Origin of the sequence: Luteibacter sahnii, assembly GCF_034063545.1 — a bacterium.
GTDB lineage: Bacteria > Pseudomonadota > Gammaproteobacteria > Xanthomonadales > Rhodanobacteraceae > Luteibacter > Luteibacter sahnii.
Window position 1 is genome coordinate 988,018 of sequence record NZ_JAQLOK010000002.1, and the last position, 26,374, is coordinate 1,014,391.

Sequence of the window (26,374 nt, forward strand, 5' to 3'; positions counted from 1 at the left end):
TGCGTCATCCCCGAGATACTCATTTGTCGCCGACCGAGATGCTTGCCTGGCGCTCCATCCAGCCGCCGGCTCCGTTGGGCACCAGTTCGACCAGGTCGATACGATCCTCGCTCACCGCGGTGATGCGACCGTACGCCTGCCCCATGTATTCATTGCGATGGACCTTGTGGATCACGCCGTCCGGATCCTGCACCAGCGCCTGCATGGCAGGGCCGCTGCCGAACGTGCCCACCATCTTCAGGCTGTCGAGGGAGAACATCTCCAACGGCTCCTTGGGGCGGTTTTCGTCGGGTCGCGGTCCGGACGTGGCTGTGGTTTCGGCCTCGGCCGCGCTCGGACTGAACGGGTCGCGCGCGCTCTGGTCCTGGTAGGCGAAGGTCTCGAAGGTGCGAATCACCGGCAGCGCCGGAATCGGCTCGCCCTTCTTGTGTTTTTCGGCATCCACCCACTCGTGCAGGTCGGAGGTGCCGCGGGTGCAACCGCCCAGGGCGACGGCGGCGGCCGTCGCCAGCAGCGCGACGCGTGCGCGTGCGAAAACCTGGCTCATCACTTGCCCCCCGCCTTGTCGGTCTTCTTGGCCTGGGCCGCCGTCTCGTCATCGTCGAGGTAGCGGTAGGTCTTGACCGTGCCCTGGAGGATCAGCTGACCGGACGAGCCGCCCTTCTTGTCGCCGTCCTTCGGGCTGAGCGATACGTCGTGCAGCGTCAGGATCACCACGCGGGGCAGCGAGGCCACGCCGCTGATGAAGCTGCCGAACTGGTGGTACGTGCCGACCATGCGCAGCGTGATCGGCTTCTCGGCGTAGAAGTCTTTCGGCGTTTCCGGACCGGGCTGGAACAGCTCCGTCTCGATGCCGGCGGCCAACGCAGTCTGCGAGATATCGACGAGCAGTTCGGGCATCTCGGTCTTGCTGGGCAGCTGGCGCAGCAAGGTGCGCAGCATGTCCTTCATTTCATCCAGCTGCTGCTCGAGCGCCTCGAGGTTGGCCGCCTTGGACTGCTTCTGCGAGAAGTCCTGTTTGAGCGACTCCTCCTTTTGCTCGGCATTCGCGAGGTCGTCCTGCTGGTCGCTGATGTAGAGGTACCAGCCGAAGAAAGTGACGATCGCAAAGACCAGGCCGGTAAAGAACATCTTTACCGAACGCGGCCAGCCGCCAATGTTGTTGCGATCGAGGTTGCGCAGGTCGTCGAGGAACTTCACGGCTTGGCCCCTCCCGTGCTGGCGGCGGGCGCCGGCTGGGCCGGGGCCGCGATCGCGGTGGCGGCGCGTGCCAGCGGCGCCGGGACGCTGGCGGCCGGGGCCGCCGCGGTCGAGGCGGCGGCGGGGGCGCCCGCGGCACCGGTGTCCGCCGGGGTGTTGAGTTTCACGTCGAGTCCGAAGCGGTACGGCATGCGCGAGGTGTCGTGGGTGTTCTCGGTCTTGCGCAGGTCGGCATGGCCCATCCAGGGCGAGCCTTCGAGGTTGCGCATGTAGTCGGCCACGCTGGAGTTGGACTGGGCCACGCCGTCCAGGGACATCGAGTCGCCGGTCTGCTTCATGCCGGTCAGACGGGCGCTGGCCGGGATCGTCTTCACCAGTTCGTCGAACAGGTGGACCATCTGCGACCGGTTGGCCTGGAGCTGCTCGATGATCTGCTTGCGCTGGAGCAGGTCGGAACGGACCTTCTCCAGTTCCTTGATCTTCTCGATGCGGCCGTCGAGCTGCGTGATCTCGCCCTGGAGGTAGGTGTTGCGGTCGTTCTGGTTGTCGATGCGGGCGTCCATCCAGAACGACCACGCGATCAGCACCACCAGCGCCGCGCCGAAGGCCATGCCCAGTTGGAGGTAGAACTCCCGTTCGCGCAGCTTCCGCCGCTCGGCGCGCCAGGGAAGGAGGTTGATGCGTGCCATCAGTCGAAGCTCCTCATGGCCAGCCCGACGGCGATCATCAGGGCCGGGGCGTCCTGGGCGAGGGTCTGGGCCTGCACCCGGTTGGACAGCGCCATGCGCGCGAGCGGGTTGGCGACGATGCAGGGCACGCCGATCTGCTGCTCGAGCAGCTCGGTGATGCCGTCGATGGAGGCGCAGCCCCCGGCCAGCACCACCTGGTCGACGCGGCTGTATTCGCTGCCGGCGAAGAAGAACTGGAGCAGTCGGCTGACCTGCTGGACGACGGATTCCTTGAACGGCTCCAGGGCTTCCATCTCATAGGACTCGGGAAGGCCGCCCTTGCGCTTGGCGCGGCCCGCCTCCTCGTAGGAGAGGCCGTAGCGGCGCATGATCTCGTCGGTCAGCTGCTTGCCGCCGAAGACCTGCTCGCGGGAGTAGATGGTGCGCTGGTTCTTCAGCACCGCCAGGGTCGTCATGGTGGCGCCGATGTCCACCATCGCGACGAGGGCGTCGCGCGACACCTGGAGCTGGTCGGCGACCATCCCGAAGGCGTTTTCCATGGCGAACGCCTCCACGTCGACCACCTTGGCGGTCAGTCCGCCCAGGTCGAGCGCGGCGATGCGCATGTCCACGTTCTCGGTGCGCGAGGCCGCGAGCAGCACGTTGTTCATCTCGGGGTTGTCGCGCACCGGCCCCAGCACCTCGAAGTCGAGGCTCACTTCTTCGATGGGGTAAGGGATGTACTGGTTGGCCTCGACCAGGATCTGGCCTTCGAGGTCATCCTCGGAGAGGTCGGCCGACATGGGGATGACGCGGGTGATCACCGCGGAACCGGCCACCGCGGCGGCGGCATGCCGCGCCTTGGAACCGGACCGGGCCAGGGCGCGGCGGATGGCCTCGCCCACCGCCTCGACCTCGACGATGTTCTTCTCGACCACGGCGTTGGGGGGCAACGGCTCGACGGCATAATGCTCGACCCGGAATCGGCCGCCTGCCTGGCTCAGCTGCAACAGTTTGACCGCGGTCGAACTGATGTCGACGCCGATCAGCGGCGCCGATTTGGGTGTAAAGAGCCCCACGATGTCCCCCTATGCGCCACGCGCCTTCTTGGAATGGTCTTTGGCGCGATGGCATTAGATCGAAAACTTAACGGATTGGCAACGGCCGCCCCAGACCGCGCAACGGCACTATTTCACAAATCCGATCACCGGGTTAGCGCCTACCCCTGACAACCCGTCGAGCGTACCCATCCGGTCCTTGCGAACGGCTTGGCTCTATACTCCGGCTCGACCCAGAAGCCGGTGACGAAGTCTCCATCCATGCGAATCCTCAAGCGTTTGTTGCGGTATGCGTTGTACCTCGCCCTGGCCGGCATCCTTTTCGTCGCCGGGGCGGTGGGCGTCGCCTACTGGCTCCTGGCGCCCCGCCTCCCCTCGGTCGCGGTCCTGCGCGACTACCACATGCAGGTGCCCCTCCGGGTGCTGAGCTCCGACGGCAAGCTCATCGCGTCGTTCGGCGAGACCCGGCGCATCCCCGTGCATATCGCCGACGTGCCCGTACGCCTCAAGAATGCTGTCTTATCGGCCGAGGATGGCGATTTCTATAGCCACCCCGGCATCGATTGGCACGGCATCGCCCGCGCAGGTCTTCACGTGATCGTCTCCGGCGGTGACAAGGGCCCCGGCGGATCGACCATCACCCAGCAGGTGGCCCGCAATTTCTTCCTGAGCCCCGAGAAGCTCTATTCGCGCAAGCTTACCGAGATGTTCATCGCGCTGCGGATGGAAAACGAACTCACCAAGGACCAGATCCTCGAGCTCTACCTCAACAAGATGTTCCTGGGCCACCGCTCCTACGGCGTGGCGGCTGCCGCTTCCTACTATTACGGCAAGACGCTCGACCAGCTCACCGTGGCCGAGTGCGCCACCATCGCCTCGACCTTCCAGTTGCCCTCGGTGGTCAACCCCCTGAACAACCCGCGGCGGATGATCGCCCGGCGCAACTGGGTGCTGGGCCAGATGCTCTCCAACCACTTCATCACCCAGGCGGAGCACGACGAGGCCATCAAGGAACCCAACGACGCGTTCCCGCACGAACAGCAGATCGAGGTCGACGCGCCCTACCTTGCCGAAATGGTGCGCCAGCAGACCCTCGAGAAGCTTGGCAACGACGCGCTCACCGAGGGCTACGTGGTGCACACCACGGTGTCCAGCGAAGACCAGAACGCCGCCAACGAAGCCTTGCGCGGCAAGCTCTCGGCCTACGATCGCCGCCACGGCTACCGCGGCCCCGAGGGTCACGAAGAACTCCCGGCCCAGGCCGGCCCGGACGATTACGACCGCATTCTCGCCGGCTACACGAGCGTGGCCGGCATGATGCCCGGCATCGTGACGGAAACCGGTCCGAAGGAGGCCAAGGTGTACCTGTCCGCGAAGGAGACGGCCACGCTGAGCCTGGAATCCATCGCCTGGGCGCGTCCCTACGTCAACGAAGGCCGGGCCGGCGCCACGCCGACCCGGGTCGACGCCGTGCTTAAACGAGGCGACATCGTGCGCCTCATCCGCAGCGAAAAGGACGACATCGCCGAGGACGCCAAGGCATCGGACACCGCCGCCGGCACGGAAACCGGCAAGGCCGCACCGCAGAAAGGCCCCTGGCGCCTGACCCAGATCCCGGCGGTGCAGGCGGCCCTGGTCTCGCTCAACCCGGAAGACGGCGCGGTGCGCGCGCTCGTCGGCGGCTTCAGTTTCGTGCGCTCCAAGTTCAACCGCGCGGTGATGGCGGCGCGCCAGCCGGGGTCGAGCTTCAAGCCGTTCCTTTACTCGGCAGCCTTCGAGCGTGGCTTCACGCCGGCCTCGATCGTCAACGACGCCCCGGTGGCCTTCCCCGATCCTTCGCGTCCCGACGGCATGTGGACGCCCGCCAACGACGACAACAAGTTCAACGGCCCCATGCGCCTGCGCGAGGCGCTGGTGCAGTCGAAGAACCTCGTGTCGGTGCGGCTGCTCGATGCCGTGGGCGTGCGCTACGTTCGCGACTATGCGACCCGCTTCGGCTTCACGCCGGACGCGCTTCCGCAGAATCTCTCGCTTGCCCTGGGCACGGCGTCGGTCTCGCCGATGGCGATGGCGCGCGCCTATGCCGTGTTCGCCAACGGCGGGTACCTGATTACGCCGTATTTCATCTCGCGCATCGATGACCGCGATGGACATCCGGTCTACGTGGCCAACCCCGAGCGTGCCTGCGCCGACTGCCAGGAGCGCCTGCTCAATCCGACGCCGCCCGGTCCGCCGACGCAGCCGTCCACCGCACTCATCCCGGCCAAGCCGGCCAGCGCGGGCAGCGCCGGCGGCAACGGGACGGGCGACGCGGTACTGCCGGCCGATGCCCACGACAACGCGAGCCAGCCGCCCAAGCTGGCGCCCCACGTCATCGACGTGCGCAACGACTACCTGGTCACCTCGATGATGATGGACGTCATCAAGCGCGGCACCGGCTCCGCGGCGCGCGCGCTGGGACGCGACGACCTCGCCGGCAAGACCGGTTCCACCAACGATCACCGGGATGCCTGGTTCGTGGGCTTCAACGGGGATTACGCCACCGCGGTATGGGTGGGCTTCGATGACTTCAGTTCGCTGGGTCGCGGCGAATTCGGCGCCAAGGCCGCGCTGCCGATCTGGATGGACTACATGGGCGCCGTGCTGAAGGACAAACCCTCGCACACGCTCGCCATGCCGCCCGGCATCGCCACGGTGCAGATCGACCCGGCCTCGGGCCTGCCTTCGCCCGGCGGCATGAACGAAATCATGAAGGTCGAAGATGTCGACCATCTCCGCGAGCAGGCGCAACAGAAACAGCAAGAGGAGCAGCAGGACCACGCCTACGACATTTTCTGAGCGGGCGCCGGTGTTCGGCGCCCGCCGGGCAGACGCATACACCACACATGGGGGTGAGTCATGGCACGAGGCGAACACCACAGGATCCATGCCCAGGACCGGACGCAGCGCAATCGCGTCCTCGTCGCACAGGAAGCGGCCCGCTTGATGAGCGAGCATGGCATTCGTGACTTCCACCACGCGAAACTGAAAGCGGCCGAGCGACTCGGCATCATCGATACCCAGGCCCTGCCCCGCAACAACGAGATCGAGGACGCCCTGCGCGAACACCAGCGCATCTTCCATGCGGACACCCAGCCCCAGGCGCTTCGTACGCGTCGCGAGGCCGCCATGGAGGCGATGCGGTTCCTGCGCGGGTTCGACGCGCGCCTCGTGGGCGCCGTGCTCGAAGGCACCGCTGACGAACACTCCGCCGTGTGCCTCCACGTCTTCAGCGACGACCCCGAGGCGCCGGGTCTTTTCCTGAGGGAGCAAGGCATTCCGCTGGAGACCCAGACCCGTCGCCTGCGCTGGTCCGATCGCGAACAGAGTGAGCACACGGTGCTGCTGTTCGGTGCGGACGGCATCCCGTTCGACATCACCGTACTGCCGGTCGACGCGATCAGGCAGGCGCCCCTGGACCGGGTCGACGAACGACCGATGCGCCGGGCCAGCGTTGCGATGGTGCAGCAGTTGCTCGCCGAAGAGGACATGGCGGCTTACAACTCGCCCTAGCGCCGCGTCGTGTGAGGGACGGATGGTGCGCGCGGTCGCGCAGCAGATGCGGACCGTGTCCGCGAACCCTCAGGGTGCAACCACGCGGATAACGGCGCGGGCCTCATGGAGCGGGTGTCTGGCGTAGGGCGAGGCCCTACCGCTGCCGAAAAAAAACCCCGCGTTGTCTCGCGGGGTTTTCCGTTTTTAGCGCTTGTCGTTGGACACGTAATCGCGAACGTCGGCGCCGGTGTAGATCTGGCGCGGACGGCCGATGCGCGATCCCGGGGTTTCGTGCTGCTCGATCCAGTGGGAGATCCAGCCGGAGGTGCGCGCGATGGCGAACATCACGGTGAACATCTCGGTCGGGATACCCAGGGCCTTGTAGATGATGCCCGAGTAGAAGTCGACGTTCGGGTAGAGCTTGCGCTCGACGAAGTAGTCGTCCTTCAGCGCGGCTTCCTCGAGCTTCATCGCCACGTCGAGCAGGGGATCGTTGACGCCCAGCTCGTTGAGCACCTTGTGGCACATCTCGCGGATGATCTTGGCGCGCGGGTCGAAGTTCTTGTAGACACGATGACCGAAGCCCATCAGGCGGAACGGATCGTTCTTGTCCTTCGCGCGCTTGACCGCCGTCTCCACCTTGTCGGCCGAACCGATTTCCTGCAGTTGCAGCAGCACGGCTTCGTTCGCGCCACCGTGCGCCGGGCCCCACAGCGCCGTGATGCCGGCGGCGATCGAGGCGTAGGGGTTGGCACCGGTGGAACCGACGAGACGCACCGTGGAGGTAGAGGCGTTCTGCTCGTGGTCGGCGTGCAGGATGAACAGCAGGTCGAGCGCCTTGGCCACGACCGGGTTCAGTTCGAGCGGCTCGCTCGGCACTTCGAACATGGTGTGCAGGAAGCGGGTGACGTATTCGAGGTTGTTACGCGGGTAGCGCGTCGGCCAACCGATCGAATGACGGTAGATGGCCGCGGAGATCGTCGGCATCTTCGCGATGAGGCGGATGGCCGCGAGCTTGCGGTCGTCGGGGTTATCGACGTCGAGGTCGTCGTGGTAGAAGGCGGAGAGCGACGCGATCGACGCGGCCAGCATGGCCATCGGATGCGCGTTGTGGTGGAAGCCCTTGAGGAAGTCCTTAAGGTTCTCGTGCATCATCGAGTGATGCGTGATGTCGCTCTCGAACTTGGAGAACTCCGCCTTGGTCGGCAGCTCACCGTTGAGCAGCAGGTAGGAGGTTTCGAGGAAGGTCGACTTCTCGGCCAGTTGCTCGATCGGGTAGCCGCGATAAAGCAGCACGCCCTTGTCGCCGTCGATGTAGGTGATGGCGCTCTTCGTGCTCGCGGTGCTGCCGTAGCCCGGGTCGTAGGTGAAGTAGCCGGTGTCCTTGTAGAGCGTGCCGATGTCGACGCACTCGGCGCCGAGCGTGCCGCCGATGACCGGCAGTTCGCTCACGGGCTTGTTGGACTCATCGACCAATTTGACGGTTTTGGCGTCGGACACGGCGGTCTCCTGTTCTCTTGAGATGCCCCGCCGCCCCGGAGGATGGAGCGGCAAGGCGCGATGGGGAAAAACGACACCGGGGGAAGATGCCGTACCGGCCACGATCGCGGCCGAAGTTCCCCATTATCGCATAGAGCCGATTCGAACGTCCGTTAGACAAACTTTAATCGCAGGCACAAAAAGACACGGGGCAGGCGCTGGCCTGCCCCGTGTCCGTCGATCCTCGCGAAACGCCACCCCGCAGGCGGCGCGCGGATGTCGAGGGATTACTTCTTGCCGTAACGCTGGCGGAACTTGTCGACGCGGCCGCCGACGTCGAGCGTCTTCTGCTTGCCGGTGTAGAACGGGTGCGAGTGGCTCGAGATATCGAGCTTGATCACCGGGTATTCGTTGCCGTCTTCCCACTTGACGGTTTCCTTGCTGCTCATGGTCGAGCGCGTCAGGAACGCGAAGTCGGAGGAGAGGTCCTGGAAGACCACCGGCTGGTAGTTCGGATGGATGTTCTCTTTCATGGTCGTAACTCGACTAATAGCGGGGTGAAAAGAGCGGCATTCTAACGTGGCGCTGGTCACTCCGCAACCAGCCACCCCGCGACAGACCCGGCCGGGCCGTCATGGCATCGTCCCGGCCGACGCCGGTCAGGCACCCAACGCCTGGCGGATCATCTCACCGAAGCGGGCCTGGTCGACCTCGAGCACGATGCGGGCGTTGGGCCGGCCACCGAGCCGGTCCTGCCAGTCCACCACCGTGGCGCCGCGGGTCAGGCGACCGTCCAGTTCGATGGCCACGTGACGGGTTTCCGCCCGGGTGACGATGCCGGGATCGAGGGCGACGGCCATGGCCAGCGCATCGGCGGCGATGAAGCCTTCGCGCTCGTGCTTGGCATTGAAGCGACGTGCCGTGGCGAAGATCTGCCCGAAGAACCGGGCGCGGGCGTCGTCGGCAGCCACCCAGCCGTCGTAGAGCGCATCGGGGAACGCATGCCGCACCGTAGCCTCCCAGTCGACCAGGTCGAACAGGGGGAACGCCTCGAACACCACGTGCGCGGCCTCCGGATCGAAGCCGATGTTGAATTCGGCGGGGACCTTGCCGGTGTTGCCCCGGCCGGTGACGGCACCGCCCATGATCACCAGGCGCTTGACCCGCTCCGGCAGCGAGGGATCCAGCCGCACCGCCAGGGCCAGGTTGGTCAGCGGCCCCAGGGCCACGAGGGTAAGCTCGCCGGGATGCTCGCGCGTCAGGCGGATCAGCGCCAGCGCGGCGTGTTCGGCCTCGGCACGGTGCCGGGGCTCGGGGAAACCCACGTCACCGAAGCCATCGGCGCCATGCACGAAGGCGGCGTCTTCTTCGGGAGCGCGTACCAGCGGCGAAGGACAGCCCGCGAACACGGGCGTCGTCGCGCCGATCAGGTCGACCAGGGTGCGGGCGTTGCGGACGGTGTGGCCGAGACCGACGTTGCCGGCGGCGACGGTGAGTGCCGCGACGTCGGTGTGCGCATGGGCCATGAGGATGGCGAGGGCGTCATCCACGCCAGGGTCGGTATCGATCAGCAGCGGCAGTCGGGTCATCGTCGGTAGCCTTGAATCGGCCGCACAGCATAGCGCCGCCGGTACGCTTCAGACAGCCTGCCGCCCCTCGGGGACCGGCGCGTCGAAAGCGAAACCCAGCTCAGCCGCGACCCGGGCCACGCCGTCGCACAACGCGTCCAGTTCGGGGGTGCGCGCCGCCACCCGGGAGCGCAAGTCGAGCGTGCACGTCAGCCCGGCCTGGAGCAGGTCGGCGTGCGCGAGGTGGAGGGTGTCGGCCTGGTCCTGGGTGAGCAGGTCCACCGTGCGCAATGCGTCGATGAGCGCGCTGCTCGCGGTGGTGTCCAGGAGGGTGGGATGCGCCGCGGCGTGCGCGAGCACCATGCCCTGCAGCACGAACTCGATGTCGATGAGCGCGCCGCGTCCCTGCTTGAGGTCGACCTGCGCGGCGTTTGAGCGATCGCGCTCGGCGCGCCAGCGGCCGCGCATCGCGCTGACCTCGGCCAGCACCCGGGCACGGTCGCGCGCCACGGCGAGGATGTCGCGACGGATGCCCGCCAGCGCATGGCCCAGGCGCTCGTCACCGGCCACCGGTCGCGCCCGTTGCAACGCCTGGTGTTCCCAGGTCCAGGCACGATCGCGCTGATAGGCCTCGAAGGCGTCGGCGCTCGCCACGAGCAACCCCTTGGAGCCGTCGGGACGCAGGCGGGTATCCACCTCGTAGAGCTTGCCTGCGTGGGTCTGCACGCCCAGCCAGTGCATCACCCGCTGGGCGAGGCGCTGGTACCAGCGGGTGCCGTCGACCGGTCGGGCGCCGTCGCTCATCAGGTTGGCGCGCCTGCCGTCGTACACGAAGACCAGGTCGAGGTCGGATGCGAAGCCGAGTTCTTCGCCGCCGAGGCTCCCATAGCCGAGCACCGCGAAGCCGCTGCCGTCGCCGGGCAGCCGCCCGTGCTGGGCGGTCAGCTCGCGCATCGCGAGCGCGAGCACGGCGCCGATCACCGCCTCGGCCAGCCCGGCCAGGCGACGCGCGGTCGCCGTCGCGTCGGCGCGTGCGTCGCTGAACGCCAGGCCCAGCCGGAACGCGATGCTCGAGCGGAATTCGTTGATCCGCTCCAGTTCGCGTTCCGCGTCGCGCTCGTCAAGCGCGCCCAGCGTGCGGACGATGTCCGCGGCGATGTCGGCGCGCTTGAGCGGCAACTGGTCGATGCGCGGATCGAGCACGTCGTCGAGCAGCAGCGGCTGCGCGATCACGCGCTCGGCAAGGAACGCGCTGTCCGCGAAAACGCCGGCGACGCGACGGCGTGCGTTGGGCTGCTCGTCGAGCAACGCAAGGTACGACGAGCGGCGGGCGACGGCCTGGACCAGCCGCACCAGGCGCAACAGGCTTTGCGCGGGCGCGACGCTGCCGCGCGCCGCGCCGATCAGCTGGGGCATGAGGCGCTCCAGGCGCTCGCCCGAGCGCGCCGACATGGCCCGCACGGAGGCCGCCTGCGGCAGCTTGCCCAAGGCGTCGGCGACGTCCGTCCCCGGGACGAAACCCGAGGCCTCGACCGTCGACGCGTCGAGCACGCCCTCGCGTGCCTGGTTCCACAGCTCGACATCGGCCGCCGGCGGCGTGGCCGTCTGGCCCGCGTGCGGCACGAGCACGGCGGCGAACTCGGCCGACACGGCGGTGCGATGCGCGGCGAGGTCGCTTTCCAGGGCCTCCCACGAGTCGTAGTCCAGCCCAAGCGCCAGGCGCTCGCGGGTGAGGGCGTCGTCGGGGATGTCGTGCGTCTGCGCATCGCGCAGCATCTGCACGCGATTCTCCAGGCGACGCAGGAAGACGTACGCCGTGCGCAGCAACCGCGCCCGCGCGGCGGGAATGTAGCCTCGTGCCTCGCAGGCCCGTAACGCGGGCAGCAGACCGCGCACGCGCAGCGCCGGATCGCGCCCGCCCCGGATCATCTGGGTGAGCTGGACCACGAACTCGATCTCACGAATGCCTCCCGGGCCCAGCTTGAGGTTGCCCGCGAGGTCCTTGCGCGCCACCTCCGCGTCGATCAGCGCTTTCATTTCGCGCAGCCCGGCGAAGGCGGTGTAATCGAGGTAGCGCCGGTAGACGAACGGCCGCAGCATGTCCTGCAGTTCGCGCCCGGCCGTGCGATCCCCGGCCACCGGGCGCGCCTTGATCCACGCGTAGCGCTCCCAGTCGCGACCCTCGCGCTGGTAATACTGCTCCATGGCCGCGAACGGCAGGGCGAGCCGTCCCGCGTTGCCGAACGGACGAAGGCGCAGGTCGACCCGCGCGCAGATGCCATCGACGGTCGGCTCCGCCAGCAACCTGACGAGCTGGCGCGCCTCGCGCACGAAGTATTCGCCGTTGTCGAGCGGACGGGCGCCGTCCGTTTCCCCGCCGGACGCGTAGGCGAGCACGAGGTCGATGTCGGAGGAGAAATTGAGCTCGTTGCCCCCGAGCTTGCCGAAGCCCACCACCACCATGCGCTGCTCGTGGCCCGCCGCGTCCCGGGGCCGGCCATGACGGGCGCGGAGGGCGGCCTCCGACCAGCGCAGCGACGCGCCGAGCAAGGCCTCGTACAGCACGCTTGTGGACGACAGAGTCTCGTCGAGGTCGTCCAGGCCGTTGACGTCACGGAACACCAGGCGCACGGCTTCCGCGTGACGGAAGCGGCGCAGTGTCTGCATGCAAAGCGTTTCGTCGGCTGGCAGGTCGAGCATCGCGCCGCGGGCAGCGGCATCGGCGCTGGCGCGCAGCCGTTCAAGGCCCGCGGGCGCCAGCAGGTCGGGCTGGCGACGGAAGATGTCGAAGGCGAAGTCCGACGCCATGAGCGTGCGCCGGATGCGCTCGGCCACGCCCGCATCGTCGTAGAGCGGAATTTTTGCCGCGCGGCACGCCGCCATCACGTCGGCGTAACGCTGGTCGATGAGGGCGCGAAGTTCCGCACTTTCGCGTCGTGCCGGCTGAGGAGTGGTCATCGGCGTCATTGTGCCTCACGGCGGTCAGTCCCGCAGTCCACCCGCAGAACGGGCCGGCCGGTGCGAGCGAGGGTGCCAGGCGAACGATCTCGCCCACCGCCGGGACACAGGGACGCGGCGACGGCGGCGTCCATTATCAATGCGCTCGCCGCTTTTTTCGGTGCGAGTACAACGCCCTTCACGCGAAGTGAACAAGCGATTCGTCCAGAGATTCATGTCCATTCGGTTACAGTCGTGGTTCCCTCGATGACAGGCTGTCACAGAGACCGCAATGTTCAGAAACGTCTCACCCTTGCGCGACCGGATGTCGCGCGTCGTGCTGCCGCTGCTGTTGGCCGTGGCATTCGTGCTGTACACGGGTTTTGTCGACGGCAACCCGGGTGTCGCGGCCGACCATTGGTGGGACCGTCCCGGGCATCTGGTCGTCAACGCGTTTCCCGGGCTGCTGACCGCGGGCCTGCTACTCGTACTGACGCGACGCGCCTGGCTATCCTTCGGGCTCGCGTTCCTGGCGCAAGGCGTCGTGCTCGCAGTGAGCGCGATCAAGATGAAGAACCTCGGCTCGCCCCTGCTGCCGGCCGACTTCCGCATGGTCGGCCAATTGAAAAACGGCGGCTTGCACCTGCTGGGCGGCTATCTGCCGGCCAATCCCCTGCCCTATCTGGCCATCATCGCCGCCATCGCACTCGTGGTGATGGCCGCCCGCGTCGAGCCACCGCTTTTTGCGCGCCGCACGCACGGTCGACGCCTCGTCAGCGGTATAGCGCTTTTCGCCCTCATCGCCACCTTGTTCGCCGGCGTACCGGCGTGGTCGACGATGTACGACAAGAACCGGCTCGGTATGCAGCCATGGTCGGCGGCTGCGAACGCTGGCGACAACGGCGTCGTGACCACGATCATGCAGTTCCGGCTGCAGAACGCCGGCAAGAAGGCCAGGCCCGATCCGACGAGCGCGGCGCAGTTTCTCGCGAGCACCGATGGCGCATTACGCGAACATATGGCCGCGGCGGCCGCCAACCCGAGGCAAACGCCCGATATCGTCGTGGTGCAGAGCGAGTCGTTCTTCGACCCCTCCGTGATCCGCGGCATGGAACACGATGACCTGGCGCCGAACCTCCATCGCCTCGCCGAACACGCCAGCGTCGGGCGACTGCACGTGCCGACCTTCGGCGGCGGCACCATCCGCACCGAGTTCGAAGTGTTGACGGGGCTGTCGTTGCGTTACTTCCCGTCGATGCAGTTCCCTTACCTGCAGATGTCGTCGGGTGTGATGCCCGGCATGGTGCGCACGCTACGGTCGCACGGCTACGAAACCATCGCGGTACACGGCAACGATCCCGGCTTCTGGAATCGCACCAGCGCGTTCCGCTCGCTCGGCTTCGACCGTTTCGTGTCCCAGGCGGACTTCCCGCGGGACGCGCCGCGCAGCGGCGAATACATGGCCGATAGCGCCATGACCGACGAAATCATGCGTCAGTTGAAGAATGACGGCCCGCCGCGCTTCGTTTTCGCGATCAGCATGGAAGCCCACGGCCCTTACGATAAATCAGCCAACATCGACACCGCCGAACGCGACGCGATCGCCGTGCCTGACGGCCTGAGCGATGCGGCGAAGATGCAGTTGCGCAACTACATCTATCACATGCGTCGCGCCGACGCCGAACTGGGCCGCCTGGCCGAACAGCTCAAACAGCGCGAGCGCCCCACCCTGCTGCTTTTCTACGGCGATCATCTGCCGGCCCTCGTCGAAGCCTACGACAAGCTCGGTTTCACCGATGGAGGCAACATGCTGACGCAGACGGTGCCTTACATCCTGATCGACGCGCACGGCGATGGCCCGGCGCCCCAGCGTGACGACGTGGCCGCCTGGATGCTGCCCGGCCGCTTGCTCGAGCGCGCCGGTATCCATGACGATCCGTACTTCGCGTTGACCCAGGTCGTGGGGCCCCACCTGGCGGCGCTCACGCACGCGCCCGATGCGCCCTCGCCCCCGGAAGACGACATCGCGCGGCACACCGATGGGCCGATGGGCAACATCGCGCTACTGCGAATGAAGCGAAAGCTCGATCCGTTGGTGGCGCAGTACCTCGCGCCGCCTGCCGCGCCCGCGACGGCGCGCCCCGCAGGCATCTTCGCCGACGAACCCGCCGTCGGCGCCGGGCAATAGCACGCTCGCGGCAAGAACGCCGCGAACGTAACGCGCGTCACACTTCATCGCACGCACCGCCGCTAGCGTCGGTCGTCCATCGTTCGCGGTGGCGGAACACGGGGCGCGTGTCGGCCGGGGTCGGTCGGCACATCACGGACTCTCTCCCACTCGAGGCAGGAGTCACATGCATGAAGAGGTTCGCTTCACTTCGCAGGACCGTGGCGCGCGCGGGCATCGTCGCCGCCATCTTCGCTTTTACCCTGGCGGCGCACGCCACCGATTCGCAAGATATTGCGCCATCGCTTCAACTCACGCGCGTCGGCAGCATGCCGGCCTCTGCCAAGCCCACGGGTATCCCCGACGATTATGTGATAACCCCGAACGGGTATTTCTCGCCGGATTGCGTCGCCACGGTGCACCCGGGTGATCGATTGCAGGCGAACGGCGTGATTCACCGCGCCTCCGGCGTCATGGAGCGGGCGGCCACCTGCACCAAGCCGAACTTCACCCTGTCGGGCGAACGCATCGAAGCGAACGGAACGCACACCTTCACCCACACGCCACCGCCGGCGCAGAGCGGATGGGTGCAGGCCGCCAATTACACAAGCAGCAAGCCGATCGGCCGCATCGTCGCGACCTGGACCGTGCCCAGCGCACCGTCTACCAAGAGTAACCAGGTGATCTACTTCTTCCCCGGACTCGAACAGCTGCCGACCGTGCAGTCGATCCTGCAGCCCGTGCTCGGTTGGAATGGGTACAACGACCAGGCCTGGACCCTGGCGAGCTGGAACTGCTGCGTCGACGGCACCACGTTCCATAGCGATCCGATCCCCGCACGCACGGGCGACGTGGTGGTAGGCGACACCTACTCCACTTGCGCGGCAGGGCAAGCGTGCTCGACGTGGAAGATCGATTCGCGCAACACGACCACGGGCCGCACCTCGTCGCTCACCACCAACCCCTACGCCGACCTGACGTGGGTCTTCGGCGGGGTGCTGGAGGTCTACAACGTCGCGACCTGCGGCCAGTATCCCGGCGGCCCTATCACCTTCAGCAACATCCAGGTGTACGACCGCAACAACACCCGCGTGTCGAATCCGCCGTGGCAGGGCAGCAACACCTCGGGCATCGATCCGCAATGCGGCTACGGGCTGAGCACCACGGCCACGTCGGCAACCCTTTCGTACTGAACCCCAAAAAAAGAGCCCCGCTTTCGCGGGGCTCTTCGTGTGCACGGATGCGGAGGGACTTAGAAGTCCATGCCGCCCATGCCACCCATGCCGCCCGGGGCGCCATGGGCGTGGCCTTCGTCCTTCTTCGGCACTTCGGTGACGGCGGCTTCGGTCGTGATGATCGAGCCGGCCACCGAGGCGGCGAACTGCAGGGCCGAACGCGTCACCTTGGTCGGGTCGAGGATGCCGAACTGGATCATGTCGCCGAACTCGCCGTTGGCGGCGTTGTAACCGAAGTTACCGGTGCCTTCCTTGACCTTGTTGACGATGACCGAGGCTTCTTCGCCGGCGTTGGTGACGATGGCGCGCAGCGGGGCTTCCAGCGTGCGACGGGTGATCGCGATGCCGAGGTCCTGGTCGGGGTTGGCACCCTTGACGCCTTCGAGCGCCTTGAGCGCACGGATCAGGGCGACGCCGCCGCCCGGGACCACGCCCTCTTCGACGGCCGCACGGGTGGCGTGCAGGGCGTCTTCGACGCGGGCCTTCTTTTCCTTCATCTCGACTTCGGTCGCGGCGCCGACCTTGATGACGGCCACGCCGCCGGCCAGCTTCGCCACGCGCTCCTGGAGCTTCTCGCGGTCGTAGTCCGACGAGGTCTCTTCGATCTGCGCCTTGATCTGGCCGATGCGCGACTGGATCTTCTCCGCTTCGCCGGCACCGTCGATGATCGTGGTGTTTTCCTTGGTGATCACGACGCGCTTGGCGCGGCCGAGGTCGTTGATGGTGGCCTTGTCGAGCTGCAGGCCCACTTCCTCGGAGATGACCACGCCGTTGGTGAGGATGGCGATGTCTTCGAGGATGGCCTTGCGGCGGTCACCGAAGCCCGGCGCCTTGACGGCGGCGACCTTCACGATGCCACGGATGGTGTTGACCACGAGGGTGGCCAGGGCTTCGCCCTCGACTTCCTCGGCGACGATCAGCAGCGGCTTGCCGGCCTTGGCGACGGCTTCGAGCGCCGGAAGCAGCTCGCGCACGTTGGAGATTTTCTTGTCGTGGATGAGGATGAACGGGTCGTCCAGTTCAACCTGCTGCGACTGCTGGTTGTTGATGAAGTACGGCGACAGGTAGCCGCGATCGAACTGCATGCCCTCGACGACGTCGAGCTCGTTCTCCAGGCCCGAGCCTTCCTCGACCGTGATCACGCCTTCCTTGCCGACCTTCTTCATCGCGTTGGCGATGATATCGCCGATGTTGGCGTCGGAGTTGGCCGAGATGGTGCCGACCTGGGCAATCGCCTTGTCGTCGGCGGTGGGCTTGGACAGGCTCTTCAGCTCGCCGACGGCGGCCGTGACGGCCTGGTCGATGCCGCGCTTGAGGTCCATCGGGTTGATGCCGGCGGCGACGGCCTTGAGGCCTTCCTGGATGAACGCCTGGGCAAGAACCGTGGCCGTCGTGGTGCCGTCACCGGCCACGTCGGAGGTCTTGGAGGCGGCTTCCTTCACGATCTGGGCGCCGATGTTCTCGTACTTGTCGGCGAGTTCGATTTCCTTCGCGACCGAGACGCCGTCCTTGGTGACGGTCGGGGTGCCGAAGCTCTTCTCGAGCACGACGTTGCGGCCCTTCGGACCGAGCGTGACCTTGACGGCGTTGGCGAGGGTGTTCACACCCTTGAGCATGCGGGCGCGGACGTCTTCGCCGAAGCGGACTTCTTTGGCTGCCATTTCTAGATCCTTCGTAAAAGTAAAGAGTGAAACGTAAGTAGGAGCGGAAGCGCGGGGGCGGCGCGTCAGCCGGTCAACGGCGACGCGTCACGCCCTCAGCCTTCGAGCACCGCCACGATGTCGTCTTCCTTCAGGAAGACCAGCTCTTCGCCATCGACCTTGATTTCCTGGCCGGCGTACTTGCCGAACAGGACCACGTCGCCTTCCTTCACGCCCATGGCGCGGACGGTGCCGCTGGCCAGGGTCAGGCCGGTACCGGCGGCGATGACCTTGCCGCGGGTGGGCTTTTCGGTGGCGCTGTCGGGAATGACGATGCCGCCAGCGGAGACACGCTCTTCCTCGAGGCGCTTGACGATGACGCGATCGTGCAACGGCTTCAGCTTGCTCATGACTACTCCAAGCAGGTGGTTGTTGGTTAAGGAAAAAGGTTCACCCTGTTAGCACTCGGCCAGGGTGAGTGCCAGAATTTTGCCAAACCCCGACCGGGATCGGAAGGGGTCTGGCGCTGGCGCAGAGATGGCGATGGATGGATCGGGTTCAAGGGGGCGGGGTGAAAAAAGCGGGGGACGGGACGTGGAGGCGCGGCTTGCGCTTGAGGGAACCGGTGGCGGTAAGCTGGCGTGGGCGCACCCGTAGCGTCTTTCTCCTTCAGTGGTGAAGGGTTTGCGCCACCCACTCCCGTCAGCCATCGCCCATCCATGCCCGACGCCATCCCCACTCCCCTTATCGTTCTTGTCGCCTGCCCCGCCGGCGAGCCTGCCGACGCGCTCGCCCGGGCGATCGTGGCATCCCGCCTCGCCGCGTGCGTCAACCGGTTGCCGGGAATACGGTCGACCTACCGCTGGCAGGGCGAGATCGTCACGGACGATGAGTCGTTGCTCATGGTGAAGACCACCGCCGAGGCCTACCCCGCGCTCGAGGCCTTCGTGAGGGAGCGGCATCCGTACGAGGTGCCTGAGATCGTCGCCGTACCCGTCGTGGCCGGGCATGGCCCGTACCTCGCGTGGGTCGCTGCCAACGTCGACGTAAGCCAGGCGCCCCTGAGCCGGTCATAATCACCGATGCCCTCGCGGCCCCGCGCCGCCCCGATCCATGGAGCCACCATGCCGTCGTTCGCCCGCCTCGCGCGGAACCTGGCCGCCGCGGCCACCCTGTTCCTCCTCGCCCTGCCTGCGTTCGCGCAGGACGACGACGGCCTGCTGCCGGTCACCGAGGCCTTCCATCTCACGGCCGACCCGAGCCAGCCGGGCACGGCGAAGCTGCATTGGCGCATCGCGCCGGACTACTACCTCTATCGCGGCCGGATCAAGATCAAGGCCGCCGATCCCTCGGCCGTCACCCTCGGCCAGCCCGCGCTGCCCGACGGCATCAAGAAACACGACGACTATCTGGGCGATGTCGAGATCTACCACGGCGACGTGGAGGCCACCGTCCCCTACACGCTGGCCAACGCCGCGAACACGACGCTGGCGCTCGACGTGCAGTACCAGGGCTGCCACGAGGTCGAGCCGAAGATCTGCTACCCACCCCATACCGAGCACCTGACGCTCACCGTCGGCGGCGCCTCCACGATCCCGACCGCGGCGGCCCCCGCCGCGAACGGTGCCGCGCTGCTCGGCGCACCGGCCAGCGCCCCCGGCACCGACGCGGCCGCGCTGCCGGCCGACCAGGCGTTTCGCTTCGAGGCCCTGGCGAAGGACGGCAAGACCCTCGTGCTGCGCTGGACGATGCCGAAGGACTACTACCTCTACCGCGACAAGACGCAGGTCACCGTGACCTCGCCGACCGGCGTCACCGCGGGCGAGCCCGATTGGCCGAGCGGCGTGGCCCACCACGACGAACACGTCGGCGACACCATCGTCTATTTCGACCAGGTCGAGGTGCCGGTACCCCTGAAAGGCGTGACCGATCCGTCGGCGAAGGTCGAACTCGACGTCGCCTACCAGGGCTGCCAGGAAAACGGCATCTGCTATCCGGTGATGACGCGCCACCTGAGCGCCGACCTCGCCAGCGGTGCCGTGCAGGTCGGCACGCCGGCGCCCGCCCCGGCCACGAACGAACCGGCGGACGTGGCGCCGACACCGCCCCCGGCGCATGCCGGTGCGGTGGACGAGGCCCACGTCGGCCTGTTCGCGGCACTGGGCCTGGCTCTGCTCGGCGGCCTCGTGCTCAACCTGATGCCCTGCGTGCTGCCGGTGCTCTCGCTCAAGGCGATCACGGTGCTGGAAAGCGGCGAGAGCCCCCATGCCGCCCGGCGCCACGCGCTGTGGTACACGGCTGGCGTGATGGTAGCCTTCGCTGCGCTCGGCCTGGTGGTGGTCGGCATCCGTGCCGCGGGTCATGGCGTGCAGTGGGGCGCGCAGTTCCAGCAGCCGCTGGCGGTGGGACTGCTCGTCTACGTGATGCTGGCGGTCGGCCTGTCGATGTCGGGCGTGTTCGAGATCGGCGGCTCGCTGGGCAATGTCGGCAGCGGCCTGGCGTCGCGCTCGGGACCCTCGGGCGACTTCTTCACCGGCGTGCTCGCCGTGGTCGTGGCCAGCCCGTGCACCGCGCCGTTCATGGGGTCGGCCATCGCCTTCGCCTTCGCGGCACCGCTCGGGGTGGCCTTCCTCGTTTTCCTCGCGCTGGGCCTCGGCCTGGCCCTGCCTTTCCTGCTGATCGGCTTCGTGCCGACGGTCGCCCGGCTGTTGCCCCGCCCCGGTCGCTGGATGGAAACCCTCAAGCAGGCGCTCGCCTTCCCGATGTACCTCACCGCCGTCTGGCTGCTGTGGGTGCTGACCAAGCAGCGCGGCGCCGACGCTTCCGCCCTCGTGCTGGCGGGCGGCGTGCTGCTTGCGATGGCCTTGTGGTGGTACGGCCGCCGCCGGGGCGGCCTGTCGTGGATCTTCAGCGCGATCCTCGGGCTGGGCGCGGCGTTCGCGCTGTACATGGTGCATGGGCTACCGGCGTCGTCGGGTTCGTCCAACGCCACGGCCGCCGATGGTTCGGTGCCGTACTCGCCGGCGAAGCTGGCCGAACTGCGCGCGGCCGGTACGCCGGTACTCGTCGACATGACCGCCGACTGGTGCATCACCTGCAAGGCCAACGAGCGCGCCGTGCTCGACACGCAGGCATTCCGTGACCTGCTCAAGCGCACCGGCACCGTCTACATGAAGGGCGACTGGACCGACGTCAACGCCACCATCGGCGCGTTTCTCGAGCAATACCACTCGGTGGGCGTGCCGCTCTACGTGGTGTATCCCAAAGGCGGTGGCGACGGTCGCAAGCTCTCCACCGTGCTCACCTACGATCGCGTCGCCCAGGCGCTCGGCGACGCCGCGCGTTGACCACCCGCGGCCCCACGTTCTTGATCGTGCTCCTGGCGGTCGCCGCGGCCGCCACCGGCCTGTGGCTCGAACACCGGCAGCTTCGCGGCGGCAGCCAGGAGGACATCGCCGAGGTAGGCGACCGGTCGCCCGACGCGACGTTCATCGATATCGACGGCAAGACCCACCGCCTGTCGGACTGGCACGGCCGGCGCGTACTGCTGAACTTCTGGGCGAGCTGGTGCGCACCCTGCCGTCGCGAGATGCCCCTGCTCAACCAGGCCGACGGACGCCATCGCGCGGGTGGGGCGGTGGTGATCGGCGTGGCCGAAGACACCCGCGACGCTGTCCGCGCCTATCTGCGGGAGGCCCCCGTCGGCTACCCGGTGCTCCTGGTGGACGCCGACGCCCCCGGCGGATCGCTGTCGCTGGGAAATACGTTGCGGGTGCTGCCCTACAGCGTGCTGATCGGCGAAGATGGACGCATCCTGCGCCGCAAGAGCGGCACCTTCACCGCCGCCGAGCTGGACGACTGGCTCGCGCCCTGAGACGAACGATGGACACCCTGCCCACCCACGACGAGGCGATCGACGCGACCCGCCTCTGGCTCGAACGCGCCGTGATCGGCCTCAACCTGTGCCCTTTCGCCAAGGCCGTGCAGCGCAAGGGGCAGGTACGCTACGTCGTCAGCGACGCCGAGCAGCCCCTGCAACTGCATGCCGACCTGGTGCGCGAACTCGAATACCTGCGCGACATCGATCCGGAGACCGTCGACACCACGCTGCTGATCCACCCACGGGTGCTGGACGATTTCGAGGATTTCAACGAATTCCTCGAAGTGGCCGACGACACGGTGGCCGACCTCGAACTCGACGGCGAGATCCAGGTGGCGAGCTTCCACCCGCGCTTCCAGTTCGAGGGAACCGCCCCGGATGACATCACCAATTACACCAACCGCGCGCCCTTCCCTACCCTGCACCTGCTGCGCGAGGCCAGCATCGACAAGGCCGTGACGGCGTTCCCCGAAGCCTCGACGATCTTCGAGGCGAACATCGCGACGCTCGACAGGCTCGGCCTCGACGGCTGGCGCAAACTGTTCCCCTGAGCGGCATGCCACGCTTTCCATACGCCCGCGTGTGGAAAGCCGCGATCTCCAGCGAACTGCGCCGAACGTCACCGAACTGGACAACGCGTCGCCACAGGCGCACACTTCGCGGCGTTCCGGAGCCCCGGACCCACGGCACAGGTGAACAGTGGCCAGGATCCTCGTCCTGCACGGACCCAACCTCAACCTCCTCGGCGTGCGTGAGCCGTCGGTCTATGGGCATGAGACCCTGGCCGACATCAACGCATCCCTGGCGGCGCGTGCGCAGTCGGCCGGGCACGACCTGGGCTGGTTCCAGTCCAACGCCGAGCATGAGCTGATCGGGCGCATCCATCAGGCCCGCGACGAAGGCACGGCCTGGATCCTGATCAATCCCGCCGCGTTCACGCATACGTCGGTGGCGATCCGCGATGCCCTGGCGGGCGTGGCGATTCCGTTCATCGAGATCCACCTCTCCAACCCGCACGCCCGCGAGCCGTTCCGCCATCACTCCTACATGGCGGACCTCGCCAGCGGCGTGATCTGTGGCTTCGGCGGCGACAGCTACCGGCTGGCGCTGGAAGCCGCCCTGCTGCGCCTGGCTGTGCCCGCCAACTGAGTTTCCTTTGGAGGCGCCCCGCGCGCCCGTCCCACCACCAGTAAAGGTTTGTCCCATGGACCTGCGCAAGATCAAGAAGCTCATCGACCTGCTCGAGGAATCGAACCTCGCGGAGCTGGAAATCAAGGAAGGCGAAGAGGTGGTCCGCCTGTCGCGCGTGCCCAAGGGCGGCGTGGCCGTGGCCGCTCCCCAGATGATGGCCGCCCCGATGGCGCCCGCCCCCGTGGCTGCCCCGGCGGCTGCCGCGCCGGCCGCCGCACCCGCGGCCGACGCCGGGCTGCCGCCGGGTCACGTGGTGAAGGCCCCCATGGTGGGCACCTTCTACGCCGCCTCCACGCCCGGTGCGCCGGCGTTCGCCACGGTGGGCAAGCAGGTCAAGGCCGGTGAGACGCTGGGCATCATCGAAGCGATGAAGATGTTCAACCAGATCGAGGCCGACGTCTCCGGTACGGTTGTCGCCATCCTGGTCGAGAACGGCCAGCCGGTGGAATTCGACGAACCGATGTTCGTCATCGCCTGAGGCCCTCGCCATGCTCGAGAAGGTCGTCATCGCCAATCGCGGCGAAATCGCGCTGCGAGTGCTCCGCGCGTGCCACGCGCTGGGCATCAAGACGGTCGCGGTGCATTCCACCGTCGATCGCAACCTCAAGCACGTCGGCCTCGCCGACGAATCGGTCTGCATCGGTCCGCCGCCGTCGGCCGAGAGCTACCTCAACATTCCCGCGATCATCGCCGCGGCGGAAATCACCGACGCGGGCGCCATCCATCCGGGCTACGGTTTTCTCTCCGAGAACGCGAACTTCGCCGAACAGGTGGAGAAATCGGGCTTCGTCTTTATCGGCCCCACGGCTGACGTGATTCGCCTGATGGGCGACAAGGTCGAGGCCATTCGCGCCATGAAAGCCGCGGGCGTACCGTGCGTACCCGGCTCGGGCGGCCCGCTCGGCGACGACGTGGACGAAAACCTGCGCATCGCCCGTGAGATCGGCTACCCGGTGATCATCAAGGCCGCGGGCGGCGGCGGTGGCCGCGGCATGCGCGTGGTCCGCACCGAAGCCCATCTGGCCAACTCCATCGTGATGACCAAGCAGGAAGCCAAGGCCGCTTTCAGCAACGATCAGGTCTATATGGAGAAGTTCCTGGAAAATCCGCGCCATGTGGAGATCCAGGTGCTGGCCGACGGCCAGGGCAACGCCATCCACCTCGGCGAGCGCGACTGCTCGATGCAGCGACGCCACCAGAAAGTGGTGGAAGAAGCCCCGGCGCCGGGCATCACGCCGGAGCTGCGCGCGCAGATCGGCAAGGTGTGCGTCGACGCCTGCATCCGCATCGGCTATCGCGGCGCGGGCACGTTCGAATTCCTGTTCGAGAACGGCCGCTTCTACTTCATCGAGATGAACACCCGTATCCAGGTGGAGCATCCGGTGACCGAGCTGGTGACCGGCATCGACCTGGTGCGCGAGCAGCTGATGATCGCCAGCGGCCACCCGCTGTCGATCCGCCAGGAAGACATCGTGCTGAACGGCCATGCCATCGAGTGCCGCATCAACGCCGAAGATCCGGACACCTTCATGCCGAGCCCCGGCACGGTGAAGCGATTCGAGGCACCGGGCGGCCCGGGCGTGCGCGTGGACACCCACCTCTACGACGGCTATCGCATCCCGCCGAACTACGACTCGATGATCGGCAAGCTCATCGTGCACGGCCCCGACCGCGCGACCGCCATCGCGCGCATGCGCATGGCGCTCAACGAAACCGTGATCGAAGGCGTCAAGTGCAACATTCCGTTGCAGCAGCGGATCATGGCCGATGTCGGCTTCCAGCAGGGCGGACAAAACATCCACTACCTGGAAAAACGCATGGCCGAGCAGAAAGAGAAGGCCCAGGCCGCCGAATGAAACCATCCCGCCGAAAGGCGGGATGTTTTTTTCTACCGAAAGGATTCAGCCCAGCTTGCGATAGCCGCTGATGCGTACCCAGTCTTCCATCGTGCGCACCTCCAGGCCATCGAACCACGCCGCGTAGCGCGCCAGCAGCTCATCGTGCTGCCCGTGCAGGATGCCCGACAGCGCGAACGGCGCACCCGGCTTCACGGCGGCGGCGAAGGTCGGGGCCAGTTCGCCGAGCGGCCCGGCGAGGATGTTCGCCACGAGCACGTCGGCAGGCGTCTCGGGCGCCTCTCCCGGCAGATAGACGTCCAGATGGCTGTCGACGCCATTGCGTTCGGCGTTGTCGCGCGACGCGAGCAGGGCCTGGGGGTCGTTGTCGATGCCCACCGCGCGCGCTGCGCCGAGCTTCAGCGCGGCGATGGCGAGAATGCCCGAACCGCAACCGTAGTCGAGCACATGCTTGCCGGCGAGCTGCTGGCCGTCGAGCCACTCCAGGCACATCGCCGTGGTCGGATGCGTGCCCGTGCCGAAGGCAAGGCCTGGATCCAGCCGCACCACCACGATGCCGCCGTCGTCGGGCGGATCGATGTTCCACGGATAGACCCACAGGCGGCGGCCAAACGGCATCGGCTTGAACTGGTCCATCCAGGCCCGCTCCCAGTCCTGGTCTTCGACCTCGCGCCAGGCGATCTGCGCCGGCTCGATGAACGGAAGATCGTCGGCGAGGGCGGCGGTGAGGCCACGCCGATCGGCATCGGCCTCGAACAGGGCCTGGAGCACGATCTGGTTCCACAGCGGGATCTCGCCCACGCCCGGCTCGAAGATGGCCTCTTCGTCCGGCGTTTCGGCGTCGGCGTCGCGCAGGGTGATCGACAGGGCGCCGAGGTCGTCCAGCGCGGCTTCGACGCGCGGCTGCTCGGCGGCGCGGATGGTCAGGGAAAGTTCGAGCCAGGGCATCGTGGCGCCACGCAAACGGGGAAGAGGACCACGATTCTACCGGCCACGCACGCTATGATCGAACGATGTATACGCAGTGTCCCGAGTGCCTCACCGTCTACAAGCTCGACGCGCGCCTGCTCGTGCCAGCCTGCGGCTGCGTGCGCTGCGCGCATTGCGACACGGTGTTCAACGCGCTGGGCACGCTGGCGGACCAGCTTCCGCCCGAGCCGTTCATCCGGCTCGACGAACACGCACTCGACCAGGAGCCGCCGGTCGTCGGCGTCGCCGTCTTCCGTCCGCGCCCACCCGCCACCGAAAGCGACGCGGCCGCCGCGCCGACCGCCGACATGGCGTCCCCCGCGGAGCATCCGTCCGCGGGGGAGGATTTCAGCCGGTTGACGTTCACCCCCGCCTTCGCCCGCCGGCGGCGGCGCTCGTGGCGCAGCGTCCTATGGGTGTCGGTCTGCACGGTGCTGTTGCTCGGCCTGCTGGCCCAACTGGCCTGGGCCGAGCGCGACACGCTCATTGCCCATCCCACGGCCGGGCCGCTGCTGGTCCGCGCCTGCGACCTGATCGGTTGCCGCCTTCCGCTCGTGGCGGCGCCTGCGCGCCTTCGTCTGCTGGCGCGCGACGTGGAGCAACACCCGACCGTGCGCGACGCGCTGCTTATCACCGCCAGCGTGCGCAACGACGCGGCGTTCGGGCAACCGTATCCGGTGGTCACCATCGTGCTTTCGGATGCGATGGGACACCGCCTGGCGATGCGCCGGTTCCAGCCCGACGACTACGTCGGTGACGCCGCGGCGCGGGCGCGGGGCCTGGCGGCGGGGGCGACCACGGCGATGGTGTTCGAGGTGCAAGACCCGGGCCAGCAGGCGGTTTCCTTCGCCTTCAGCTTCGAGTGACCGTTCGAAAAAATTTCTTTTTGCAAGCCTGCCTTTCGCCATCCGAGGCGAGTACACTCGGTCCCCTTCGCGACTTTCGGCGGCCGCTCGACGGCGTTGCCGTATCGCACGTATGACCACCGATTA

General features: G+C 67.3%; 23 protein-coding genes. 12 read left to right on the forward strand and 11 right to left on the reverse strand.

The window, feature by feature from the left end; genetic code table 11:
• Nucleotides 1-19: 19 nt before the first annotated feature.
• From PI246_RS09760 to PI246_RS09775, 4 genes are read right to left on the reverse strand one after another with little or no spacing between them, the layout of a single operon-like run.
• Nucleotides 20-547, reverse strand: coding sequence for a pilus assembly protein PilP (locus PI246_RS09760; protein WP_320551064.1), 528 nt, complete (start codon nt 545-547; stop codon nt 20-22).
• The gene (locus PI246_RS09765; RefSeq protein WP_320551065.1) at nt 547-1,200 is read right to left on the reverse strand and encodes a type IV pilus inner membrane component PilO; all 654 of its coding nucleotides are present in this window, start codon (nt 1,198-1,200) and stop codon (nt 547-549) included. Before PI246_RS09765 ends, PI246_RS09760 begins: the two co-directional genes overlap by 1 nt.
• Nucleotides 1,197-1,889, reverse strand: a complete 693-nt coding sequence (locus tag PI246_RS09770) for a PilN domain-containing protein (protein ID WP_320551066.1) — start codon at nt 1,887-1,889, stop codon at nt 1,197-1,199. The genes PI246_RS09765 and PI246_RS09770 overlap by 4 nt, the downstream gene beginning before the upstream one ends.
• Nucleotides 1,889-2,947 carry a pilus assembly protein PilM gene (locus PI246_RS09775; protein ID WP_320551067.1) on the reverse strand — a complete coding sequence of 353 codons (1,059 nt, stop codon included), beginning with the start codon at nt 2,945-2,947 and terminating at the stop codon, nt 1,889-1,891. The genes PI246_RS09770 and PI246_RS09775 overlap by 1 nt, the downstream gene beginning before the upstream one ends.
• A gap of 240 nt (nt 2,948-3,187) precedes the next feature.
• Between PI246_RS09775 and PI246_RS09780 the strand changes: the two genes are divergently transcribed.
• Nucleotides 3,188-5,764 carry a penicillin-binding protein 1A gene (locus PI246_RS09780; RefSeq protein WP_320551068.1) on the forward strand — a complete coding sequence of 859 codons (2,577 nt, stop codon included), beginning with the start codon at nt 3,188-3,190 and terminating at the stop codon, nt 5,762-5,764.
• Nucleotides 5,765-5,824: 60 nt separating this feature from the next.
• On the forward strand, nt 5,825-6,478 hold the full coding sequence (locus tag PI246_RS09785; RefSeq protein WP_320551069.1) for a hypothetical protein: 654 nt from the start codon (nt 5,825-5,827) through the stop codon (nt 6,476-6,478).
• A gap of 186 nt (nt 6,479-6,664) precedes the next feature.
• Here the strand turns inward: PI246_RS09785 and PI246_RS09790 are convergent, their stop codons facing one another.
• From PI246_RS09790 to glnE, 4 genes are all read right to left on the reverse strand, one after another.
• Nucleotides 6,665-7,960: a citrate synthase gene (locus PI246_RS09790; protein ID WP_320551070.1), complete on the reverse strand. Its 1,296-nt coding sequence runs from the start codon at nt 7,958-7,960 to the stop codon at nt 6,665-6,667.
• Nucleotides 7,961-8,226: 266 nt separating this feature from the next.
• Entirely contained in the window at nt 8,227-8,472 is a 246-nt protein-coding gene (locus tag PI246_RS09795) for a type B 50S ribosomal protein L31 (protein ID WP_320551071.1), read from the reverse strand.
• Between the two features lie 126 nt (nt 8,473-8,598).
• Nucleotides 8,599-9,528: a nucleoside hydrolase gene (locus tag PI246_RS09800; protein WP_320551072.1), complete on the reverse strand. Its 930-nt coding sequence runs from the start codon at nt 9,526-9,528 to the stop codon at nt 8,599-8,601.
• 48 nt (nt 9,529-9,576) lie between these two features.
• Nucleotides 9,577-12,474 (reverse strand): bifunctional [glutamate--ammonia ligase]-adenylyl-L-tyrosine phosphorylase/[glutamate--ammonia-ligase] adenylyltransferase, encoded by a 2,898-nt coding sequence (gene glnE, locus PI246_RS09805; protein ID WP_407069798.1) that lies wholly within the window; start codon nt 12,472-12,474, stop codon nt 9,577-9,579.
• A 262-nt stretch (nt 12,475-12,736) separates the two neighbouring features.
• Here glnE and PI246_RS09810 point away from each other — a divergent pair, with 262 nt between their 5' ends.
• Both PI246_RS09810 and PI246_RS09815 read left to right on the forward strand, forming a co-directional pair.
• Nucleotides 12,737-14,632: an LTA synthase family protein gene (locus PI246_RS09810; RefSeq protein WP_320551074.1), complete on the forward strand. Its 1,896-nt coding sequence runs from the start codon at nt 12,737-12,739 to the stop codon at nt 14,630-14,632.
• A 170-nt stretch (nt 14,633-14,802) separates the two neighbouring features.
• Nucleotides 14,803-15,804 (forward strand): hypothetical protein, encoded by a 1,002-nt coding sequence (locus PI246_RS09815; RefSeq protein WP_320551075.1) that lies wholly within the window; start codon nt 14,803-14,805, stop codon nt 15,802-15,804.
• A 59-nt stretch (nt 15,805-15,863) separates the two neighbouring features.
• On the opposite strand, the gene groL is transcribed toward PI246_RS09815, so the two are convergent.
• Both groL and PI246_RS09825 read right to left on the reverse strand, forming a co-directional pair.
• Nucleotides 15,864-17,507 carry a chaperonin GroEL gene (gene groL, locus PI246_RS09820; RefSeq protein WP_320551076.1) on the reverse strand — a complete coding sequence of 548 codons (1,644 nt, stop codon included), beginning with the start codon at nt 17,505-17,507 and terminating at the stop codon, nt 15,864-15,866.
• 95 nt (nt 17,508-17,602) lie between these two features.
• Complete coding sequence (locus tag PI246_RS09825) at nt 17,603-17,896, reverse strand: co-chaperone GroES (protein WP_320551077.1); 294 nt, start codon at nt 17,894-17,896, stop codon at nt 17,603-17,605.
• 309 nt (nt 17,897-18,205) lie between these two features.
• Here PI246_RS09825 and cutA point away from each other — a divergent pair, with 309 nt between their 5' ends.
• From cutA to accC, 7 genes are all read left to right on the forward strand, one after another.
• A complete protein-coding gene (cutA, locus tag PI246_RS09830) occupies nt 18,206-18,562 on the forward strand; it encodes a divalent-cation tolerance protein CutA (RefSeq protein WP_320551078.1) in 357 nt (118 codons plus the stop codon).
• Nucleotides 18,563-18,610: 48 nt separating this feature from the next.
• Entirely contained in the window at nt 18,611-20,833 is a 2,223-nt protein-coding gene (locus tag PI246_RS09835) for a protein-disulfide reductase DsbD (RefSeq protein WP_320551079.1), read from the forward strand.
• Between the two features lie 26 nt (nt 20,834-20,859).
• Nucleotides 20,860-21,360, forward strand: coding sequence for a TlpA family protein disulfide reductase (locus tag PI246_RS09840; protein WP_320551230.1), 501 nt, complete (start codon nt 20,860-20,862; stop codon nt 21,358-21,360).
• 8 nt (nt 21,361-21,368) lie between these two features.
• On the forward strand, nt 21,369-21,917 hold the full coding sequence (locus tag PI246_RS09845; protein WP_320551080.1) for a DUF1415 domain-containing protein: 549 nt from the start codon (nt 21,369-21,371) through the stop codon (nt 21,915-21,917).
• A gap of 148 nt (nt 21,918-22,065) precedes the next feature.
• The gene (aroQ, locus tag PI246_RS09850) at nt 22,066-22,515 is read left to right on the forward strand and encodes a type II 3-dehydroquinate dehydratase (RefSeq protein ID WP_320551081.1); all 450 of its coding nucleotides are present in this window, start codon (nt 22,066-22,068) and stop codon (nt 22,513-22,515) included.
• A 55-nt stretch (nt 22,516-22,570) separates the two neighbouring features.
• Nucleotides 22,571-23,035, forward strand: a complete 465-nt coding sequence (accB, locus tag PI246_RS09855; RefSeq protein ID WP_320551082.1) for an acetyl-CoA carboxylase biotin carboxyl carrier protein — start codon at nt 22,571-22,573, stop codon at nt 23,033-23,035.
• Nucleotides 23,036-23,045: 10 nt separating this feature from the next.
• Nucleotides 23,046-24,413, forward strand: a complete 1,368-nt coding sequence (gene accC, locus PI246_RS09860) for an acetyl-CoA carboxylase biotin carboxylase subunit (RefSeq protein ID WP_320551083.1) — start codon at nt 23,046-23,048, stop codon at nt 24,411-24,413.
• 45 nt (nt 24,414-24,458) lie between these two features.
• On the opposite strand, the gene prmA is transcribed toward accC, so the two are convergent.
• A complete protein-coding gene (gene prmA, locus PI246_RS09865) occupies nt 24,459-25,361 on the reverse strand; it encodes a 50S ribosomal protein L11 methyltransferase (protein ID WP_320551084.1) in 903 nt (300 codons plus the stop codon).
• A gap of 65 nt (nt 25,362-25,426) precedes the next feature.
• Here prmA and PI246_RS09870 point away from each other — a divergent pair, with 65 nt between their 5' ends.
• Entirely contained in the window at nt 25,427-26,248 is an 822-nt protein-coding gene (locus PI246_RS09870; protein WP_320551085.1) for a zinc-ribbon and DUF3426 domain-containing protein, read from the forward strand.
• The last annotated feature ends 126 nt before the right edge of the window (nt 26,249-26,374 follow it).

Coding starts and splice junctions, on each gene's coding strand:
- PI246_RS09815 (WP_320551075.1), top strand. CDS start 14,803: ATGAAGAGGTTCGCTTCACTTCGCAGGACCGTGGCGCGCGCGGGCATC.
- PI246_RS09770 (WP_320551066.1), bottom strand. CDS start 1,889: ATGGCACGCATCAACCTCCTTCCCTGGCGCGCCGAGCGGCGGAAGCTG.
- glnE (WP_407069798.1), bottom strand. CDS start 12,474: ATGACGCCGATGACCACTCCTCAGCCGGCACGACGCGAAAGTGCGGAA.
- PI246_RS09780 (WP_320551068.1), top strand. CDS start 3,188: ATGCGAATCCTCAAGCGTTTGTTGCGGTATGCGTTGTACCTCGCCCTG.
- PI246_RS09845 (WP_320551080.1), top strand. CDS start 21,369: ATGGACACCCTGCCCACCCACGACGAGGCGATCGACGCGACCCGCCTC.
- PI246_RS09810 (WP_320551074.1), top strand. CDS start 12,737: ATGTTCAGAAACGTCTCACCCTTGCGCGACCGGATGTCGCGCGTCGTG.
- PI246_RS09800 (WP_320551072.1), bottom strand. CDS start 9,528: ATGACCCGACTGCCGCTGCTGATCGATACCGACCCTGGCGTGGATGAC.
- cutA (WP_320551078.1), top strand. CDS start 18,206: ATGCCCGACGCCATCCCCACTCCCCTTATCGTTCTTGTCGCCTGCCCC.
- PI246_RS09870 (WP_320551085.1), top strand. CDS start 25,427: ATGTATACGCAGTGTCCCGAGTGCCTCACCGTCTACAAGCTCGACGCG.
- PI246_RS09795 (WP_320551071.1), bottom strand. CDS start 8,472: ATGAAAGAGAACATCCATCCGAACTACCAGCCGGTGGTCTTCCAGGAC.
- accB (WP_320551082.1), top strand. CDS start 22,571: ATGGACCTGCGCAAGATCAAGAAGCTCATCGACCTGCTCGAGGAATCG.
- prmA (WP_320551084.1), bottom strand. CDS start 25,361: ATGCCCTGGCTCGAACTTTCCCTGACCATCCGCGCCGCCGAGCAGCCG.
- PI246_RS09835 (WP_320551079.1), top strand. CDS start 18,611: ATGCCGTCGTTCGCCCGCCTCGCGCGGAACCTGGCCGCCGCGGCCACC.
- PI246_RS09760 (WP_320551064.1), bottom strand. CDS start 547: ATGAGCCAGGTTTTCGCACGCGCACGCGTCGCGCTGCTGGCGACGGCC.
- PI246_RS09825 (WP_320551077.1), bottom strand. CDS start 17,896: ATGAGCAAGCTGAAGCCGTTGCACGATCGCGTCATCGTCAAGCGCCTC.
- groL (WP_320551076.1), bottom strand. CDS start 17,507: ATGGCAGCCAAAGAAGTCCGCTTCGGCGAAGACGTCCGCGCCCGCATG.
- accC (WP_320551083.1), top strand. CDS start 23,046: ATGCTCGAGAAGGTCGTCATCGCCAATCGCGGCGAAATCGCGCTGCGA.
- PI246_RS09785 (WP_320551069.1), top strand. CDS start 5,825: ATGGCACGAGGCGAACACCACAGGATCCATGCCCAGGACCGGACGCAG.